14 protein-coding genes are annotated in these 16,638 nt (G+C 58.4%); 6 read left to right on the forward strand and 8 right to left on the reverse strand.

What is annotated here, in order from left to right:
- Positions 1-32: 32 nt before the first annotated feature.
- Positions 33-1,700 carry a diguanylate cyclase gene (locus D3871_RS00985; protein WP_119767215.1) on the reverse strand — a complete coding sequence of 556 codons (1,668 nt, stop codon included), beginning with the start codon at positions 1,698-1,700 and terminating at the stop codon, positions 33-35.
- 363 nt (positions 1,701-2,063) lie between these two features.
- The gene (locus D3871_RS00990; RefSeq protein WP_119767216.1) at positions 2,064-3,230 is read right to left on the reverse strand and encodes a mandelate racemase/muconate lactonizing enzyme family protein; all 1,167 of its coding nucleotides are present in this window, start codon (positions 3,228-3,230) and stop codon (positions 2,064-2,066) included.
- A gap of 92 nt (positions 3,231-3,322) precedes the next feature.
- Between D3871_RS00990 and D3871_RS00995 the strand changes: the two genes are divergently transcribed.
- The gene (locus D3871_RS00995) at positions 3,323-4,219 is read left to right on the forward strand and encodes a LysR family transcriptional regulator (protein ID WP_119767217.1); all 897 of its coding nucleotides are present in this window, start codon (positions 3,323-3,325) and stop codon (positions 4,217-4,219) included.
- 15 nt (positions 4,220-4,234) lie between these two features.
- Here D3871_RS00995 and D3871_RS01000 read toward each other — a convergent pair whose 3' ends face one another.
- From D3871_RS01000 to D3871_RS01010, 3 genes are all read right to left on the reverse strand, one after another.
- The gene (locus D3871_RS01000) at positions 4,235-4,801 is read right to left on the reverse strand and encodes an NnrU family protein (RefSeq protein ID WP_119767218.1); all 567 of its coding nucleotides are present in this window, start codon (positions 4,799-4,801) and stop codon (positions 4,235-4,237) included.
- Between the two features lie 144 nt (positions 4,802-4,945).
- Complete coding sequence (locus D3871_RS01005) at positions 4,946-7,084, reverse strand: DUF1631 family protein (protein WP_158597840.1); 2,139 nt, start codon at positions 7,082-7,084, stop codon at positions 4,946-4,948.
- A 191-nt stretch (positions 7,085-7,275) separates the two neighbouring features.
- Positions 7,276-8,178 carry a LysR substrate-binding domain-containing protein gene (locus D3871_RS01010; RefSeq protein ID WP_119767220.1) on the reverse strand — a complete coding sequence of 301 codons (903 nt, stop codon included), beginning with the start codon at positions 8,176-8,178 and terminating at the stop codon, positions 7,276-7,278.
- A 164-nt stretch (positions 8,179-8,342) separates the two neighbouring features.
- On the opposite strand from D3871_RS01010, the gene D3871_RS01015 reads away from it, so the two are divergent.
- Together D3871_RS01015 and D3871_RS01020 are read left to right on the forward strand one after the other, a co-directional pair.
- Positions 8,343-8,978 (forward strand): glutathione S-transferase family protein, encoded by a 636-nt coding sequence (locus D3871_RS01015; RefSeq protein ID WP_119767221.1) that lies wholly within the window; start codon positions 8,343-8,345, stop codon positions 8,976-8,978.
- 11 nt (positions 8,979-8,989) lie between these two features.
- On the forward strand, positions 8,990-9,982 hold the full coding sequence (locus D3871_RS01020) for a pyridoxamine 5'-phosphate oxidase family protein (RefSeq protein WP_119767222.1): 993 nt from the start codon (positions 8,990-8,992) through the stop codon (positions 9,980-9,982).
- A gap of 20 nt (positions 9,983-10,002) precedes the next feature.
- Here D3871_RS01020 and D3871_RS01025 read toward each other — a convergent pair whose 3' ends face one another.
- Positions 10,003-10,959 carry a DUF808 domain-containing protein gene (locus D3871_RS01025; RefSeq protein WP_119767223.1) on the reverse strand — a complete coding sequence of 319 codons (957 nt, stop codon included), beginning with the start codon at positions 10,957-10,959 and terminating at the stop codon, positions 10,003-10,005.
- A 181-nt stretch (positions 10,960-11,140) separates the two neighbouring features.
- Entirely contained in the window at positions 11,141-12,997 is a 1,857-nt protein-coding gene (locus tag D3871_RS01030; RefSeq protein ID WP_119767224.1) for a phosphoenolpyruvate carboxykinase (GTP), read from the reverse strand.
- A 365-nt stretch (positions 12,998-13,362) separates the two neighbouring features.
- Between D3871_RS01030 and D3871_RS01035 the strand changes: the two genes are divergently transcribed.
- The 3 genes from D3871_RS01035 (at position 13,363) to D3871_RS01045 (ending at position 15,504) form a co-directional block, all read left to right on the forward strand.
- Positions 13,363-14,346 (forward strand): D-2-hydroxyacid dehydrogenase family protein, encoded by a 984-nt coding sequence (locus tag D3871_RS01035; protein ID WP_119767225.1) that lies wholly within the window; start codon positions 13,363-13,365, stop codon positions 14,344-14,346.
- 118 nt (positions 14,347-14,464) lie between these two features.
- On the forward strand, positions 14,465-14,902 hold the full coding sequence (locus tag D3871_RS01040; protein ID WP_119767226.1) for a CBS domain-containing protein: 438 nt from the start codon (positions 14,465-14,467) through the stop codon (positions 14,900-14,902).
- Positions 14,903-14,976: 74 nt separating this feature from the next.
- Positions 14,977-15,504 (forward strand): hypothetical protein, encoded by a 528-nt coding sequence (locus D3871_RS01045; protein ID WP_199724708.1) that lies wholly within the window; start codon positions 14,977-14,979, stop codon positions 15,502-15,504.
- A gap of 84 nt (positions 15,505-15,588) precedes the next feature.
- On the opposite strand, the gene D3871_RS01050 is transcribed toward D3871_RS01045, so the two are convergent.
- Positions 15,589-16,449: a polysaccharide lyase family protein gene (locus D3871_RS01050; RefSeq protein ID WP_119767227.1), complete on the reverse strand. Its 861-nt coding sequence runs from the start codon at positions 16,447-16,449 to the stop codon at positions 15,589-15,591.
- Positions 16,450-16,638 lie beyond the last annotated feature (189 nt).

A 16,638-nucleotide genomic window follows, 5' to 3' on the forward strand; every position in this document is an offset into this window, starting at 1 on the left:
CGTGCCGGAATCTGCCCGTACACGATCGGGAGTCAGCCCTTGACCACCCGGTTCCTTCCGCCGCCCTTGGCCTGGTACAGTGCCGCGTCGGCCAGGCGGAACAAATCATCCGCATCCAGATCCGCCGCCAGCTCGACTGAGCCTGCGGAAAACGCAGCCGTGAAATCCTGATGTTCGGCATGATGGCGTATGTTGCAAAACGATTCGCGGATCTCATCCATGACGGTGACTGCCGCATCGATCGGCGTATGCGGCATGATGACCGCAAATTCTTCGCCGCCATAGCGGCCGATGATGTCGCTGCGGCGCAGACGTTGCTGCAACAGCCGCGACAATGCACGAATGACCTGGTCGCCGATCGGATGGCCATACGTATCGTTGACCCGCTTGAAGTGGTCGATATCGAGCATCACCAATGACAGCGGCTTGTTCATGCGGCGCATGATCGACATTTCGCGCACCAGATGTTCCTTGATGGCGGAATGGTTGAACAAGCCGGTCAGGCTGTCGCGCATGATCAGGCCGCGCAATTCGCGATAGCGTTTGGCGCGGCTGGTCAGCGCCGAGACCAGATGCAAGGGCTGTATCGGCTTGGTCAGGAAATCGTCGGCGCCCGATGCGATCGCATCGAGATGATTATCGAGATTGCCTTCGCTCGACAGGAACACGATGGGCACATCCAGATACATCGTATCCTGGCGGATGATGCGCGCCAGATCGACGCCATTGCAGTCCGGCATGTACACATCCATCAGCACCAGTTCCGGCCGGTACTCGCCCATCACGCGCAGCATGTCGCTGACCTGATGCAGTAATCGTACTTCCATGCCGGCACCACGCAGCACCGCCGCGTAGAAATCGGCGGTTTCGACTTCATCATCGACCACCAGTACCCGGTAGGCCCGCTCCTCATCGCGTTCGATCAGGCGGTCGAGTCTGTCGATCAAGGCCACCATGTCGAGCGGCTTGGAAAAATAGCCGTCAGCGCCGGCTCGCACTGTGACAAGCCGCGCTTCAAAATTGCTGCGCGTGGATAAAAAGATGACTGCGAAACGATGCCGGCTGGCGGCCCGGATACGCGCGATTTCAGCCGCACCTCCCAATATGCCGGCCGGGAAGCCCAGATCCATCACCACTGCCGCCGGTACCCGCTGGTCTATGCACGCCTGCAGCTGCCCGAGTTCCGCGATGACCCTGACTTCATAGCCGAAATGCGTGAATTGCGCCGCAATATCGGTCGCAATCAATAGATTGTCGTGCACCAGGTAAATCAGTCGATTCGCGACGTTTTCACTCTCCGCTACCGGCGTGTGGGGTGCTGTGGCGGCAATGTCGCATACCGTGTCGTCGCCTTTCGGGTCGGTCCGCGCCCATTGCAACAAGTCGCGCACAGCGGAGGCGACCGGTGCAAAGTCCTTGCCGGACGGTGCAGTCGCTTTCAGATAAGCGCTCAACAGCTTTTCCAGTTCGGCTGCATGCAAGCCCAGACGCGGGTAACCGAAGGTGCCGGCCGAGCCAGCCAGCTCATGCAGCTTGATCAGCAGACTGTTGCAATGATCGTCGTTGCCAAGGTCCTCGATGTAACGCTGCAGCGCATACTCGATGTCATCGAGCCTGGTTGGCAGGTTGGCAGTGTAGGAAGCCTCGATTGCCTTCAGTGTGTGCTCGAGGTCGTCGCCGCTGCGTTGTTGTGGGTCCATGGGTCAGGCTTTCAAGATAAGCGCGCAGGACGATGCCGTTGCCTCACTTTGCTCGATTATCGGACTCGTTGGCATCGATGGCGACCGGTGTTGCATGCCGGTATTGCTGATTTTACGGCAGTTCGCACGCGTTTCTTGAAAAAACATCGTCAGGGGGGTCCTAGCCGCTCTGGCGCGCCGCGGTCTCGGCGACACGATGGGACCACCCTGGCCGCTCCAGTGTCACGCCGATATACGGCGGCCATTCCAACGTTGCCAGGGGCATGATTTTGGGCGGCTCCGCAGCGGCGACGGACAGTGTTGCGCAAGCAATAGTTCTATGTGCTTCTTTTGCAGGTTTACCTGGTTTTCGTTTCAGCAGTGCTAACTGCTGAGCGCGCGCATTTCGCTATACAAGTTGGCCTTGCCCTCGAAGCCTATGCCGACCAGTTCCGGCATCGTCACATGGCCATCGATCACTTCCACCCCGTCCGGGAAACCGCCGAACGGCTGGAACAAGTCGGGATAGGATTCATTGCCGCCCAGGCCGAGACCGGCGGCGATATTGAGCGACATCTGGTGGCCGCCATGCGGTATGCAGCGTGCCGGTGACCAGCCATGCTGGCGCAGCATGGCCAGCGTACGCAGATATTCGACCAGACCATAGCTGAGCGCGCAATCGAACTGCAGCCAGTCGCGGTCGGGACGCATGCCGCCATAGCGGATCAGGTTGCGCGCATCCTGCATCGAAAACAAATCCTCGCCGGTCGCCATCGGCTTGTCGTAATAGCTGCGCAATACCGATTGCAATTCGAAATCGAGCGGATCGCCGGGTTCTTCGTACCAGAACAAGTCGTATTGCGACAAGGCTTTCGCATAGGCGATCGAAGTATCCATATCGAAACGGCCATTTGCATCGACGCATAATCGTTGTCCATCCTGCAGCACGCTCATCACGGCATCGATGCGGCGCAAATCTTCATCGAGGGAAGCGCCGCCGATTTTCTTTTTCACCACCGTATAGCCGCGGTCGATATAGCTGCGCATCTCATCCTTCAATGCGTCGAGATTTTGTCCCGGATGATAGTAGCCGCCCGCCGCATAGACGAAGATATTCTTGTTGACCGAACCGTTACCGTAGCGCTCGGCCAGCAAGCGGAACAAGGGCTTGTTTTCGATCTTCGCCACCGCGTCCCAGATCGCCATGTCCATGGTGCCGATCGCCACCGAACGCTCGCCATGCCCGCCCGGTTTTTCATTGCTGAACATGCAGTCCCAGATCTTGTGCGGATCGAGATTGCTGCCTTCCTCATTGACCAGTGTCGCCGGGTCGGCGGCCAGAATGCGCGGAATGAAACGCTCGCGCATCAGGCTGCCCTGTCCATAACGGCCATTCGAATTAAATCCGTAACCGACTACCGGCTTGCCATCGCGCATGACATCGGTGATCACTGCGACCAAACTCAGTGTCATCTTGCTGAAGTCGATATAGGCATTGCGGATCGGCGAACTGATAGGAATGGTTTTTTCGCGAATTTCCACGATTTTCATGATGGCACCTTAAAGGAAGGGGGAGTGTCGACAGCATAGCGCCGGCCGCCGCTCTTATAATTAAATACAATTCAGTACACCATTCACCTAAAGTGAAAACCGATTCCACTTCCGAACTGAACTTTTTCGTTGTCCTTGCCAGGAAAGCCAGCCTTTCCGCTACTGCGCGAGAATTCAACATCACACCGCCGGCCGCAACCAAGCGTCTGGCGCAAATGGAGCAGCGGCTCGGCGTACGGCTGGTCAACCGCACCACGCGTACGCTCAGTCTCACCAGCGAAGGCGAAATCTATCTTGCCCATGCGACGCAAATTCTTGCCGACATACGCGAGATGGAAAATCAACTCGGCAACCACCGCGCGGCGCCGAAAGGCTTGCTGCGCGTCAATGCCACGCTGGGCTTTGGCCGGACCACGATTGCGCCGATTATTTCCGCGTATGCCCAGCACTTCCCCGAGGTCGAAGTGCAATTGCAACTCACCGATCGTCCGATCAATCTGGTCGAGGAAGCGTTCGACCTCGGTATCCGTTTTGGCGAATTGCCCGATACCCGTCTGAACGCCCGCAAGATCATGTCGAACCAGCGCTTTCTCTGTGCGTCGCCCGCATATCTGAAAAAAGCCGGTGAACCGCGCACCCCTGCGGATTTGTCGATGCACAGCTGCATACTGCATCGCCAGAACGACGATGCGCACGGCATCTGGCGATTGCAAAAAGGGCGCAAGACGGAGCCGGTCAAGGTCAGCGGCAATCTGTCGAGCAACGATGGCGACGTGGTGCTCAACTGGGCGCTGGATGGACACGGCATCCTGATGCGCTCGGAATGGGATGTTGCCAAATACCTGCAAAGCGGACGCTTGCGCATCGTATTGGCCGACTACAAGCTGATGCCGGCCGACTTGCATGTGTTTTATCCCAACCGCAGCAATCTGCCGGCGAAAGTGCGCAGCTTCATTGATTTTCTGATCGGCGAACTGAATTCGCGGTGATCCGGCGAATGCGTTCTAAACACCCCAGGGCACCGTTGCGACGCCAAACAACTGGCGATGAAAAGCCATCACCGCGAGCGCCAATACCACGCCGCCGACCACAGCCATCATGTCTTGCCGGATGACCGGCGTGAAGCTTTTGACCGCATGCCGGCTGGCCGCCGACAGCAGGTCGATCGCCGCATAAGCGAGAAAGGCGCCGAACAGCAGCGTCGCTTTCAGTTCGCCGTTGGCAAGCAGGTGCACGGCTGCCCATAATCCGACGCCGATCAGCATCGGATGCCGGAGCTTGTGGCGTATATGCGTCTTCATGTTCGCCGCGGCGAGCAAGACAAAGCTGATCAGCATCACCAGCGGCGCAAGCCTGATTGCAAATGGAAAGGGATCGAATACGCGCGGCGCGGATGGAGCGTAGGCATAGCCGACCACGATGAGAATCAGGCCAAGCCCGGAGATAATTGAAAAGCCTGCCTTGTAACGCTTGTCGCCTAGCGCGGCGACGACGTGATTGCGCATGCCGGCGAATACCGGAACGAAATGGATGCCGAGAAACAGTACCAGTCCTGCAATCAATAAGCCCATAACGCGCCTCCGGTGGCTGAATGTGACTGCAATTACAGCACAGCTCGTAGCGAAGGTATTGAGAATTATTTCGAACGATGCTGCGGCAGATGCTTGCCGGCAGGTATGAATGGATATCTTGAAAATCCGGTCGGCAAACTACCGCTACGCCGCCGACTGGCTGGTATTGCTATCGTTGTTGGCGCTGTCGCCATGGTCGATGCCAAGCGCTTCGGCCAATGCCTGTCCGACCAGGCCGGCCCCCGGCACCAGATGCGCGCGTCCTTCCCGCAAGGCTGCGGCAACTTCCTCGGCACTCATCGACAGCGCTTCCTGCCGTTCGCGCGTGCCAAAGATGTACAGATTGCGCAGCGGGCTGACCCAGCCCAGACGCAGGCGGCGTGTATGTTCGCCCTTGCCGAAATCGATCCAGGCGCCCTGCTCCAACGCGCTTACCTGCGCATCGAAGGCATCGGCGACCGGTTCCGGCCGCGCATTGGCCTGACGGCGCAGCCGGCGCTCGGCCGCCTGCTTGGCGAGTGCCAATGCAATTTGCACCTGCCGTTCCGGCGACAGTTCGAGCGGGGCGCGGACTATCGATGCATGGCATTTTGCAAGGTCGTTGAAGAACCGTACGCGGCCTTCATCGTCCCAGCGAATCAGATCGAGCCATTTGTTGAGCGCGGCTACGACAGACGGCAGCTTGGCCAGCAATTCCTTGCGTTCGTCCGCCGTGATTTTCGGCTTCACGCTCCAGACCAGGTCATCCATCGTCTTCAATGCATGGTCGACCGCCTGCGGCTTTTGTTCGCTCACGCTGTAGGCAAGGGTCAAGACCGGTACCCATTTTTCTTCCAGGAAGGCTTCGACGAATGCGACGATTTCTCCGGTGCCGATACGCAGCGCAACCTGGCGTTCTGCCGAGCGCTTTGCCTCCAGCATTTTTTCATCCTGCAGGCCTTGCGCAATCCACGCCTTCAGTGCCTGCGAGGCGGCGGTCTCTTCGCGCCGGCGGTAGGCATCGAGATCGGATACGACATCCGCAAACACGGCGGGGCGGCGATCGGCCTCGTCCGCAATGCGGATGACACTGCGCACCAGCAGCAGGTACAGCGAATCGGACGCGCCCTTGGCTGGTTCCCAGCCGGCCGACAGGTCGATCAGCATATCGATCGCGCGCCGCGCCGGGTATGAGCGACGGAAGAAAAACTCCGGTTTGACCAGCGCGGCTTTCAGCAACGGCACCTGCAGTTGCAGCAGCACCGTTTTCAATTCGGTCGCGATCTGCTCATGCCGGTGGATGACTGCAAAAATCTTGGCCACCAGTTCCAGGACCTTGTCATCCGATTCTCCCAGTCCGATCCGCGCCGCATCGCGCCGCAATTCGTCCAGCAAGCCGGCGCGGTTCCTTTCCGGCCCGGCCAAATGCCCGAGCAAGGCGTTGCGCGCTGCGCTGGCCACTACCGCAGCATCGTCGAACAGCGCAGGGAAACCCGTCGACAAAGGCTTGTCTCCCTCCTTGCCGGCGGCATCGGGAAACAGCCGGCGCAGGCGCGGCAGCAAAGGATCGCTATCTGGTTCCTCGATTGCCTGCACGCTTTCCGTCCCGTCTGCGGCGCGGTGGACCTGCACCAGTTGCGGCATCACGCCGAGCTTGACCAATGCTGCGTTCAGCGCATGCAGGATCGGTCCCATATCGAGACAGAGCTCCGGCCCGAGCAGCGGAAACACGAGATGATGAGCACTGATATCGGGCTGAAATTCGCACCACGCATCGTGGATCACCGACAAGAAGATATAGGGACGGAACGGATTTTCGGCGGTAATGAAAGGATTGCGGCCAAGCAGCCCGCCCAGTCGCATGCCCAGCGCAATCATGCGTTCGGTATGCTCGTTTTCGACGGCGCGGCTGGCCTTGACCAGGCAAAGTTTCTTGTCGATGTCGACATCGGGGGCCAGCGAGGGCGGCGCGTCACCCGTATCGACTGGCTGGAAATCCGGGTTCGCCGCGCTCTGCACTTCTTGCTTCAGCATCGCGGCCAAGCGTTCGGAAACGACGTAATAAAATGGATAGCGGTTTTTCTTCAGCAGGCTGGCGGCATTGAAATGCAGGCGCGCCTGTGCCGGGTCGATGCAGGCGGTCGATGCGCGGAGCAAGGCTTCCGACAAACGTGTCGTCATCGCGTCGATTTGCGCATTTGCGGTATTTGACGCGAGAACGGCCAGTTCATGCAAAATCTCTTCGCGCCGCTCGGCGGGGATGAGGTTCACAGAATTGTTGCCGTCGACGGGTCGGGAAGCCATAGGAATACTGCTCGATGAGAGAGAACAGGTAGCAACGGTATCAGCCAGAATCGTATTTTTGCACAATATTGCCGTACGGCAAGTTTTAATTTGTAATGAATCGTTACCCGCTTCTTGTATCGCTGCCTTTTTGAAAACTTGACAACAAATCCAGCAATTCCATCTCATTACGTTACAGGTTGGGATTGGTATCAAAGGCGAGTGAAGTTCTGCGCTCGCAACCGTGGCGCCGCGAAATCGATAAACGCGCGCACCCGGGCCGACATCAGCTTTGAGTGCGGGTACAGCATATGGATCGGTAGTGGCTCCGCCTCGAATTTGCGCAAGATGGGTTTGAGTTCTCCCGCGCCGACCGGGCCTTGGACCATGTATGACAGAAACGCGCCGACACCGAGTCCGTCGCGGCAGGCATTGATCGCCGCATCGACCGAGTTCGTCATCAGCCGTGGCGTAAAGCGCACCGTCAACGCCCGACCGTTTTCACGGAAGTTCCATTCGCTCAATACACTGCGTCCGGTGAAGCGTATGCCCGCATGGCTTGCCAGTTCGGTCGGATGCTTTGGCGTGCCATGTTGTTTGAGATATGCAGGGCTGGCACAGATTACTCGCTGCAGTATTCCCGCCGGCACCGCATGTAGGGTGGAGTCGCCAAGGTGTCCGATGCGCACCGCGACATCGACGCCTTCCTCGATCAAGTCGATATTCCGGTCGAGCAGCAGCATCTCTACCGATAGCGACGGATGCATGCGCATGAATTCGGCAACCAGCGGCGCGACATGCAGGCGTCCGAACAGCACGGGCGCAGTCAACATCAGCTTGCCGGTCGGCGTCGCCTTGGCATCGAACAGCGCTTCCTCGGCTTCTTCCAGCTGAGTGAGCGCGGTCTTGCAGATGGCCAGATAGCGGTGCCCTTCATCAGTCAGATGAATGCGGCGGGTGGTGCGGTTGAACAGGCGCACGCCGAGACTGCTTTCCAGTTCGGCAAGCTTGCGCACTACCGTCGGCAGCGACGTGTCGAGCGCATTGGCGGCGGCAGTGAGGCTGCCGCGTTCGGAAATGGCGATGAAGGTTTGTATGCCGCGCAGTTTGTCCATGGCGTTCAGTCAGATTGAAGAAAGCAAGCCGGCATTGAGTGCAAGCGGCTTCCAAATTACTCCGGATTGTGAAGCAATTATCTTCGTTTCCTGCCATTTATTCAGTAATGGGTACGCTGCACAATGACGTCTCACCACTTTCATCCCATCCAAGGAGGCGCAACATGCAGGCATCATCCCCGATCAAGCTTTACCGCAGCATCATCTCCGGCCATGCGCATCGGGCCGAGCTGTTCCTGTCGCTGCTCGGCCTGTCCTATGCAACGATCGATATCGACCTGCGCGCCGGCCAGCAGCACGGTGCCGAATTCCTCAAGCTCAACCCTTTCGGCCAGGTACCGGTGATCGACGACAACGGCACCATCGTCTGCGACTCGAATGCGATCCTGACCTACCTTGCGCTTAAATACGGCGATGAACACTGGATGCCGCGCGACCCGGTGGGCGCGGCCAATGTTCAGCGCTGGCTGTCGGTAGCCGCCGGCCAGATCGCATTCGGCCCCGGCTTGGCGCGCATCATCAAGCAGTTCAACCGGCCGCTTGACATCAACGCCGCGGTCGACTTGGCGGCGCGGCTGTTTGCGGTGATGGAGTCCGAACTCGCACAGCGCCAGTTCCTGGCGGCAGACCATGTGACCATTGCCGACATCGCTGCCTATAGCTACATTGCGCGCGCGCCGGAAGGCGGAATATCTCTGCAGCCATATCCGGCGCTGCAAGCCTGGCTGCAAAGAATTGAAGCCCTGCCGCGCTTCGTGCCGATGATAGAGTTGCCGCTGCCTGCGGCCAAGGTCGCATAAAGGAGCCTGCAATGGATGCCAAGCACTTGCCGCAGGTCGGGACCCGGCAGCCGTTTCATCAGGGTGAAATGGCGGCGCAAGAGCGTGTTGGGGTGCGTACCCAGATGGAAAAAGCTGGTGCGACCGTGTTGCGCGACTACATGCCGGACCAGCACCGTCAATTGTTTAGCGTATTGCCGACGCTGCTGCTCGGCGGCGCTGATGCAAGCGGATCGGCATGGGCATCGATAGTCTGGGGCAAGCCCGGCTTCATTACCTCGCCGGATCCGACCACGCTACGCATACGTGCAACGCTGCACCGGGATGATCCGCTGGCACCGTCGCTCAAGCCGGGCACGCAATTCGGCGCGCTTGGCCTGCAGTTTGAAACCCGGCGCCGTAACCGTGCCAATGGGTTTATTGCCGAAGTGGATGATGAAGGTTTTACATTCGCGGTACAGCAAAGCTTCGGCAACTGCCCGCGCTATATCCAGAGCCGCGAACTGGTGGAAGGCGACGACGCTGCAATGGAACACGGCAATGCGCTGGCAGGTACCGGCACGCTGCCCGACGAGGCGATGGCGCTGATCCGGCGCAGCGATACCTTTTTTATCGCCACCGCGGCGGAGGCGTCGGCGGGCATGGCACATGGCGCCGATGTTTCGCATCGCGGCGGCAAGCCCGGCTTCGTGCATGTCGATGCGAATGGTGTCGTGACCTGGCCAGACTTTGCCGGAAACAATTTCTTCAATACAGTCGGCAATCTGATCGCCGACGGGCGCGCCGGCCTGCTTTTCATCGACTTTGAGCAAGGCCATCTGCTGCAATTGTCCGGACAGGCGGAAGTGATATGGGAGCAGGAACAGGCGGCGCAATTTGCCGGCGCAGTGCGCCTGCTGCGCTTTCGTGCCGAACGTTACATCCTGCACCGAGGTATTTTCCCGATGCGTTGGTCGTTGCGCGAACAATCGCCTTATCTGGAACCGACCGGCACCTGGCGCGAGGTCGGTCCCGGTGGTGCATAAACGACGGCACGCCGCCGGCATCACGCGTGCTTGGGCTTCTTGCGAAAAATCCGGCTCACCACCGTGACGCCCGCCAGCACCAGCGCGCCTGCAATCACGCCGACGAGGGCATTCAATAATGTCGGCGTGAGCGCTGCCAGCACATGCCCCAGGGCGGGTATGGTGGCGACATGCTCGGCCGTGCCTTCAATGAAGTGGTGCAAGACCGAAACGCCGTGCGTCAATATGCCGCCGCCCACCATGAACATGGCGGCCGTACCGAGTACCGACAGGGTTTTCATCAGATAAGGCGCAGTGCGCAATAACAGCAGGCCGATCGAGCGCTGCAGCTTGCGAATCGCGTTATCGCCGGTGCGCTGACTCAGATACAAGCCTGCATCATCCAGCTTCACAATGCCGGCCACGAAGCCATACACGCCGACCGTCATGATGATGGCAATTCCGCATAACACCGCCACCTGCTGCATGAAGGGAGCGGTTGCGACGGTGCCCAGCGTGATCGCGATGATTTCTGCCGACAGCACGAAGTCGGTCCGCACCGCGCCGCTAATCTTTTCTTTTTCAAGTGCGGTCACATCGACCGCAGGATTGTCGAGCGCGGCTGTCAGTTGTTCATGTTCCTGCGCGTCTTCTTCCTTGCTGTGCAGCAGTGGATGCGCGAGCTTTTCAAAACCCTCATAGCACAGAAATGCGCCGCCTATCATCAGCAGCGGCGTCACTGCCCAAGGCGCAAACGCACTGATAGCCAATGCAGTCGGCACCAGGATGACCTTGTTCTTCATAGAACCTTTTGCCACCGCCCATACCACCGGAAGTTCTCGGTCTGCGCGTACGCCCGCAACTTGCTGGGCATTCAATGCAAGATCATCGCCCAATACGCCGGCAGTTTTTTTCGCGGCCACTTTGGTCATCACCGACACGTCGTCGAGGAGGGTCGCAATGTCGTCAATCAAGGCGAGCAGGCTGGCTCCGGCCATAATTATTCCTTATGCTTATCAATGAAGTTGTGCATTTAACCATGCAGGCGACGCGTCAGTTCCTGTGTATCGCGTGAGTGAGGCGCAACGGTACGTCTAATTATTGCCCATATCGGTCAAGTGCAAGAAAAAAGGCACCTTTCGGTGCCTTTTTATGAAGCGTTGCATGCTGGCAAACGACTTATGCTGCCAGCCGTTTTTCAAGCTGGGCTTTGGTCGACTCCAGTTCGCTCGGCAAATGGTGCTTCAGCTTGTCGAACAATTCCGCGTGCAGTTTGAGTTCCGCTTCCCACGCGCCTTTGTCGATCGACGTGATCCGGTCGAATTGTTCGCGGGTGAACTCGATGCCATCCCACTGCAGATCTTCGTAACGCGGCGTCACGCCAAAGATATGCTCGACACCGCCCGCATTGCTTTCAATGCGATCCAGCATCCACTTCAGTACGCGCATGTTGTCGCCGAAACCAGGCCAGACAAACTTGCCGTTTTCATCGGTGCGGAACCAGTTGACGCAGAAAATCTTCGGCAATTCGGCCGGAGATGCGGCAATCTTCTTGCCGATATTGAGCCAGTGCTGGAAGTAGTCGCTCATGTTGTAACCCATGAACGGCAGCATCGCGAATGGATCGCGGCGCACCACGCCTTGCTGGCCGGCGGCGGCAGCAGTGGTTTCGGAACCCATGGTCGCTGCCATGTAGACGCCTTCGACCCAGTTACGCGCTTCGGTCACCAGCGGCACGGTGGTCGAACGGCGGCCGCCGAAAATGAATGCCGAAATCGGTACGCCGGCCGGATCGTCCCAGGCCGGGTCGATGACCGGATTCTGTGTCGCGGCGACTGTAAATCGGGCATTCGGATGGGCGGCCTTGCGGCCGGTTTCCTTGGCGATTTCCGGAGTCCAGTCCTTGCCTTGCCAGTCGATCAGGTGCGCCGGCACTTGCTTGCTCATGCCTTCCCACCAGACATCGCCGTCGTCGGTCAGCGCGACGTTGGTGAAGATGGTGTTGGCGCCCAGCGAAGCCATGCAATTCGAGTTGGTCGCGGTATTGGTACCCGGCGCCACGCCGAAGTAGCCGGCTTCCGGATTGATCGCATACAGGCGGCCGTCGGCGCCCGGCTTGATCCAGGCGATGTCGTCGCCGATGGTGGTGACTTTCCAGCCGTTGAACGCCTTGGGCGGAATCAGCATCGCGAAGTTGGTCTTGCCGCAGGCGGAAGGGAATGCGGCGGCAACATAGTGCTTCTTGCCTTCCGGCGATTCGACGCCGAGGATCAGCATGTGTTCGGCCAGCCAGCCCTGGTCGCGGCCCATGGTGGACGCGATGCGCAGCGCGAAGCACTTCTTGCCCAGCAGCGCATTGCCGCCATAACCGGAACCGAAGGACCAGATCTCCCGCGTTTCGGGATAGTGCACGATGTACTTGGTTTCGTTGCAAGGCCACGGCACGTCGTTTTCGCCCTTGGACAGCGGCTTGCCGACGGTATGCACGCAGGGAACGAATTCGCCATCGGTGCCCAGCACGTCATAGACCGCCTTGCCCATGCGGGTCATGATGCGCATATTGACGGCGACATACGGGGAGTCGGACAGTTCGACGCCGATATGGGCGATCGGTGAACCGAGCGGACCCATCGAGAACGGCACCACATACATGGTGCGGCCGCGCATGCAGCCGTCAAACAAACCGTTGAGCGTGACGCGCATCTCGGCAGGCGCCATCCAGTTGTTGGTCGGACCGGCATCTTCTTCGCGGGCCGAGCAGATGAAGGTGCGGTCTTCCACACGCGCCACATCGGAGGGGTCGGAGCAGGCCAGATAGCTGTTCGGGCGCTTGGCTTCATTGAGCTTTTTCATGGTGCCGGCGGCAACCATGTCGGCGCACAGGCGGTCATACTCTTCCTGTGAACCGTCGCACCAGTAGATGCGGTCGGGTTTGGTCAATGCGGCGATTTCCGCCACCCAGCTGATCAGCTTTTGCTGTTTTACGTAAGTCGGCGCATTCAATGTTGCAATGCCTCCCATCACGGGCTGGTTCATAGGTTACTTCCTCCAATGCCAATAAAGAATTCTGTCTTGTCCCGGCACGGCAGGATCGTCGTTAGCTTGTGGCTCGGCTGGCAGCGGTTGCCAGCGGTACGGCGGTCTTGTCGAACGCGGTCTTGTAGTGACCGCGCTGCAGCCCGAAAAATGGAATAATGGCCGGGCTGGTGGGTGCGCGCCGGCCTTGAAGGCAAGCCCGGAAGCGCGAAAAATAGGAACCGATTGTACACGCGGGGGTACCTCCACTCAATGATTTACAACAAAAATGTAGGAATAATTGTTGACTTTTGTAGTGGGGATTTATTGTTTTTCAGCATACCCGTATTATTTTTACCAAAACACTCAATGGTTGCAAAAACAACATGAAAATCGCGATTCTCGACGATTACCAGGACTGCGTGCGTGCCCTCGATTGCTTTCGTCTGCTCGATGGCCATGACGTGAAGATATTTAACAATAGCGCACGCGGTCTCGGCCAACTTGCGATACGTCTAGCGGAGTTCGAGGCGCTGGTACTGATTCGCGAACGTACTGTGTTGTCGCGTGCGCTGTTGCAAAAACTGCCCCGGTTGAAACTGATTTCGCAAACCGGCAAGCTGAGCGGCCACGTCGACGTGGATGCCGCGACGGAACGCGGGATCGCGATTGCGGAAGGTATCGGCGATCCGACTGCGCCGGCCGAACTGACCTGGGCGCTGATTATGGCAGCCACCCGCAAGATTCCCCAATATGCGGCCAATTTGCGCGACGGCCTGTGGCAAAGCGCTTCGGTTGCGCCGGAACTCAATACGCTGGGCACGGTGCTGAAGCGCCGGACTCTGGGCATCTGGGGCTACGGCCGCATCGGCAAGATGATCGCCGGCTACGGCAAGGCGTTCGGCATGGATGTGATGATATGGGGCAGCGATGCCAGCCGCACGGCGGCCGAACACCATGGTTATCGCACTGCAGCATCGCGTGAAACGTTTTTTTCAGACGCCGATATCCTGTCGCTGCACCTGCGCCTGAACGACGCTACGCGCGGCATCGTCAGCGCCGCGGATCTTGCCCGGATGAAGCGTTCGGCGTTATTGGTCAATACCAGCCGTGCCGAACTCATCGCTCCGGGCGCGCTTGACGTCGCGCTGCGTGCCGGACATCCCGGCTTTGCCGCGCTCGATGTGTTCGAGACGGAACCCTTGCCGGCCGATTCGGCACTGCTGCGTTATGCGAATGTGCTGGCGACGCCGCATATCGGCTATGTGGAAAAAGACAGCTATGAAATCTACTTTGCCGCGGCATTCCAGAACATCGTTGATTTCGCGAATGGCACGCCGCGCAACATTCTGAATCCGCAAGTGCTCTAAGGAAGGCAGACGCCTGCAGTGCGCTTTATGATGAAGCAACGCACCATTTCCTATTCCAGGTCAAGCAGACGGCCCAAAGCCTGCCTAAAATAAGTTCATACCCTGGAGGAGATCGCCCATGCATAGCGTTGCCCAGCTTCTCAAAAGCAAACGAGAGACCACTGTCTACACGATTGCGCCGACGGATACCGTGCTCGAAGCCATCAAGCGTATGGCCGAGCGCAGCATCGGTGCGCTGCTGGTCATGGAAGGCGACCGGGTAGTCGGCATCGTCACCGAACGCGACTACGCCCGCAAGGTGATCCTGAAAGGCCGCGCGTCGCCCGATACGCCGGTGCGCGACATCATGACCTCGTCGGTGATGTATGTCCGCCCGGATACGACCAATGAACAATGCATGGCGTTAATGACCGAGAATCGCCTGCGCCATTTACCGGTGATGGAAGGCGAAAAACTCGTCGGCTTGATTTCGATCGGCGACTTGGTCAAGGACATTATCTCGGAACAGCAATTCATCATTGAACAGATGGAACACTACATACGCGGTGAACGTTAAACCGTCGCCGCGCCACATGGAACCATTGTCACCATGCCAGCTCTCACGAAACCAATCAAAGACAGGAGAACGGCATGGGCCTAGGATTCGATATCGGACGCATTCTTGAGCAATACAGCGGCGCAGCGTCCGGCCGTCCACCACAACAGATCGAACAGGATTTCGATGACATCGCGCAAAATTCACCACAGGAAGACTTGCGCGATGGTTTGAGTCAAGCCTTTCGTTCCGACCAGACTCCGCCGTTCGGCAACATGATCGGACAGATGTTCGGCCAAGCCGATAGTCACCAGCGCAGCGGCATGCTGAACCAGTTGCTCGGCGCGGTTGGCCCATCGGTGCTGACATCGGTACTTGGCGGCAGCGCCCTAGGCGGCCTGCTCAATCGCGGCGGCGGGCAGCAGGTACAGTTGACGCAAGACCAGATAGATCAACTCAGCCCGGAACAGGTGGAGCAACTGGCGACCGAGGCCGAACGTGAAAATCCAGGCATCGTCGATCGGATGAGCAGTTTTTATGCGCAAAATCCGACGCTGATGAAAGCCTTGGGCGGAGCTGCCCTGGCAATTGCACTTGGACATATGTCTCAGCGACGTCGCTAGCAGCTGCTAGCAGCGTCGATATTTTTCCGGTTGGTTCTGACAAGTGGCAGGCCACGCAACGTCCTGTCACTTCCTCTCACCGGATCAACAGTCATCACGCGCTTTTGCAAGACAGAAGTCGCTAAAAAGAATCGACTCGTCGCGCAGCATCGCCTTGTGCTCCAGACTCCGGTAAATGCCCCATTTCGGCCGCATGAACGTGGCGTCCGTGCGCCATAGATCGAGGTCATCCATTTGGTAGGCATACAGTGTCGTCCCGTTCATGTCGCGCAACACCAGAGCGTAATGGCCATGATGACTATAGGAGATGCGTTCATGCGCGTCGATCCATTGTCCCTTGAAGGGTGCAAGACTTGTCGATGCTAGTACGCGCTTTCTGTTATTGCCGTCGACATGAATGATTTCAAGTTGCTGGTCGCGGCCGCCACGTGGCGTCAGCGTCAGAATCGGCGAGGCGTTGAGCCGGTCGTCGCCCGGTTTGATCTGATGGATATGGGTAAAGCCGCGCGACGGGACAAAGCTCGTAGCAAGCTTGAAGCGCCATCGAAACGATACGGTGTCGCCATTGAAGCCTTTCAGATAATCAGGCGAACCCGAATGCACCTTGATCTCGGTGCGTTGCCGGTCGAATGTGCCGCAGCGATCATTGTCCGGATTCGCATGCAGATGAAAAGCAAATACCGGTTTTCCGAGTTCAAGCGAGATTTGCTGCGTGATATGCGGGCCGAAGGCGGCGTGCCCGCAATCCGGCACTTCGACTGAATTGCGTCCCAATGCCTTATCAATTTGCGTGTACGGATTGGTGATGCCATCCGCGTTGAGACGCACGACTCGCAAACCGGAAGCGATCGGGGTGGACGGACTCACTTCGCCGCCGGCATGACCCGATGCAAACGCAAGCAGGATGAGAATGCCAAGCGGATTTTTGGGGCGGGGTGGGATCATGTCGGGTCTCCGGCTTCTTATCTGATCTGAAGTGATTTGCAATTTGCGCGCCATATGCCAAACAGAATTTCATCTGGAAGTAAGCCCTTATCGTGAAAGCGATCGATCAGGAATGAAAGATCAAGGCCTTGTCGGCCGGGAGCTTTTGCATGCACCGCATGGCCGGGATAGAAAGCGTTTCCCTCCGAC

The organism is Noviherbaspirillum saxi, assembly GCF_003591035.1.
GTDB lineage: Bacteria > Pseudomonadota > Gammaproteobacteria > Burkholderiales > Burkholderiaceae_D > Noviherbaspirillum > Noviherbaspirillum saxi.

What these genes read in the sequence shown, in the direction of transcription:
- D3871_RS00985 (WP_119767215.1), bottom strand. Translation starts at nt 1,700, where the DNA reads ATGGACCCACAACAACGCAGCGGCGACGACCTCGAGCACACACTGAAG.
- D3871_RS01015 (WP_119767221.1), top strand. Translation starts at nt 8,343, where the DNA reads ATGCAGGCATCATCCCCGATCAAGCTTTACCGCAGCATCATCTCCGGC.
- D3871_RS01000 (WP_119767218.1), bottom strand. Translation starts at nt 4,801, where the DNA reads ATGGGCTTATTGATTGCAGGACTGGTACTGTTTCTCGGCATCCATTTC.
- D3871_RS01005 (WP_158597840.1), bottom strand. Translation starts at nt 7,084, where the DNA reads ATGGCTTCCCGACCCGTCGACGGCAACAATTCTGTGAACCTCATCCCC.
- D3871_RS01040 (WP_119767226.1), top strand. Translation starts at nt 14,465, where the DNA reads ATGCATAGCGTTGCCCAGCTTCTCAAAAGCAAACGAGAGACCACTGTC.
- D3871_RS01045 (WP_199724708.1), top strand. Translation starts at nt 14,977, where the DNA reads ATGGGCCTAGGATTCGATATCGGACGCATTCTTGAGCAATACAGCGGC.
- D3871_RS01050 (WP_119767227.1), bottom strand. Translation starts at nt 16,449, where the DNA reads ATGATCCCACCCCGCCCCAAAAATCCGCTTGGCATTCTCATCCTGCTT.
- D3871_RS01035 (WP_119767225.1), top strand. Translation starts at nt 13,363, where the DNA reads ATGAAAATCGCGATTCTCGACGATTACCAGGACTGCGTGCGTGCCCTC.
- D3871_RS01025 (WP_119767223.1), bottom strand. Translation starts at nt 10,959, where the DNA reads ATGGCCGGAGCCAGCCTGCTCGCCTTGATTGACGACATTGCGACCCTC.
- D3871_RS01020 (WP_119767222.1), top strand. Translation starts at nt 8,990, where the DNA reads ATGGATGCCAAGCACTTGCCGCAGGTCGGGACCCGGCAGCCGTTTCAT.
- D3871_RS01030 (WP_119767224.1), bottom strand. Translation starts at nt 12,997, where the DNA reads ATGAACCAGCCCGTGATGGGAGGCATTGCAACATTGAATGCGCCGACT.
- D3871_RS01010 (WP_119767220.1), bottom strand. Translation starts at nt 8,178, where the DNA reads ATGGACAAACTGCGCGGCATACAAACCTTCATCGCCATTTCCGAACGC.
- D3871_RS00990 (WP_119767216.1), bottom strand. Translation starts at nt 3,230, where the DNA reads ATGAAAATCGTGGAAATTCGCGAAAAAACCATTCCTATCAGTTCGCCG.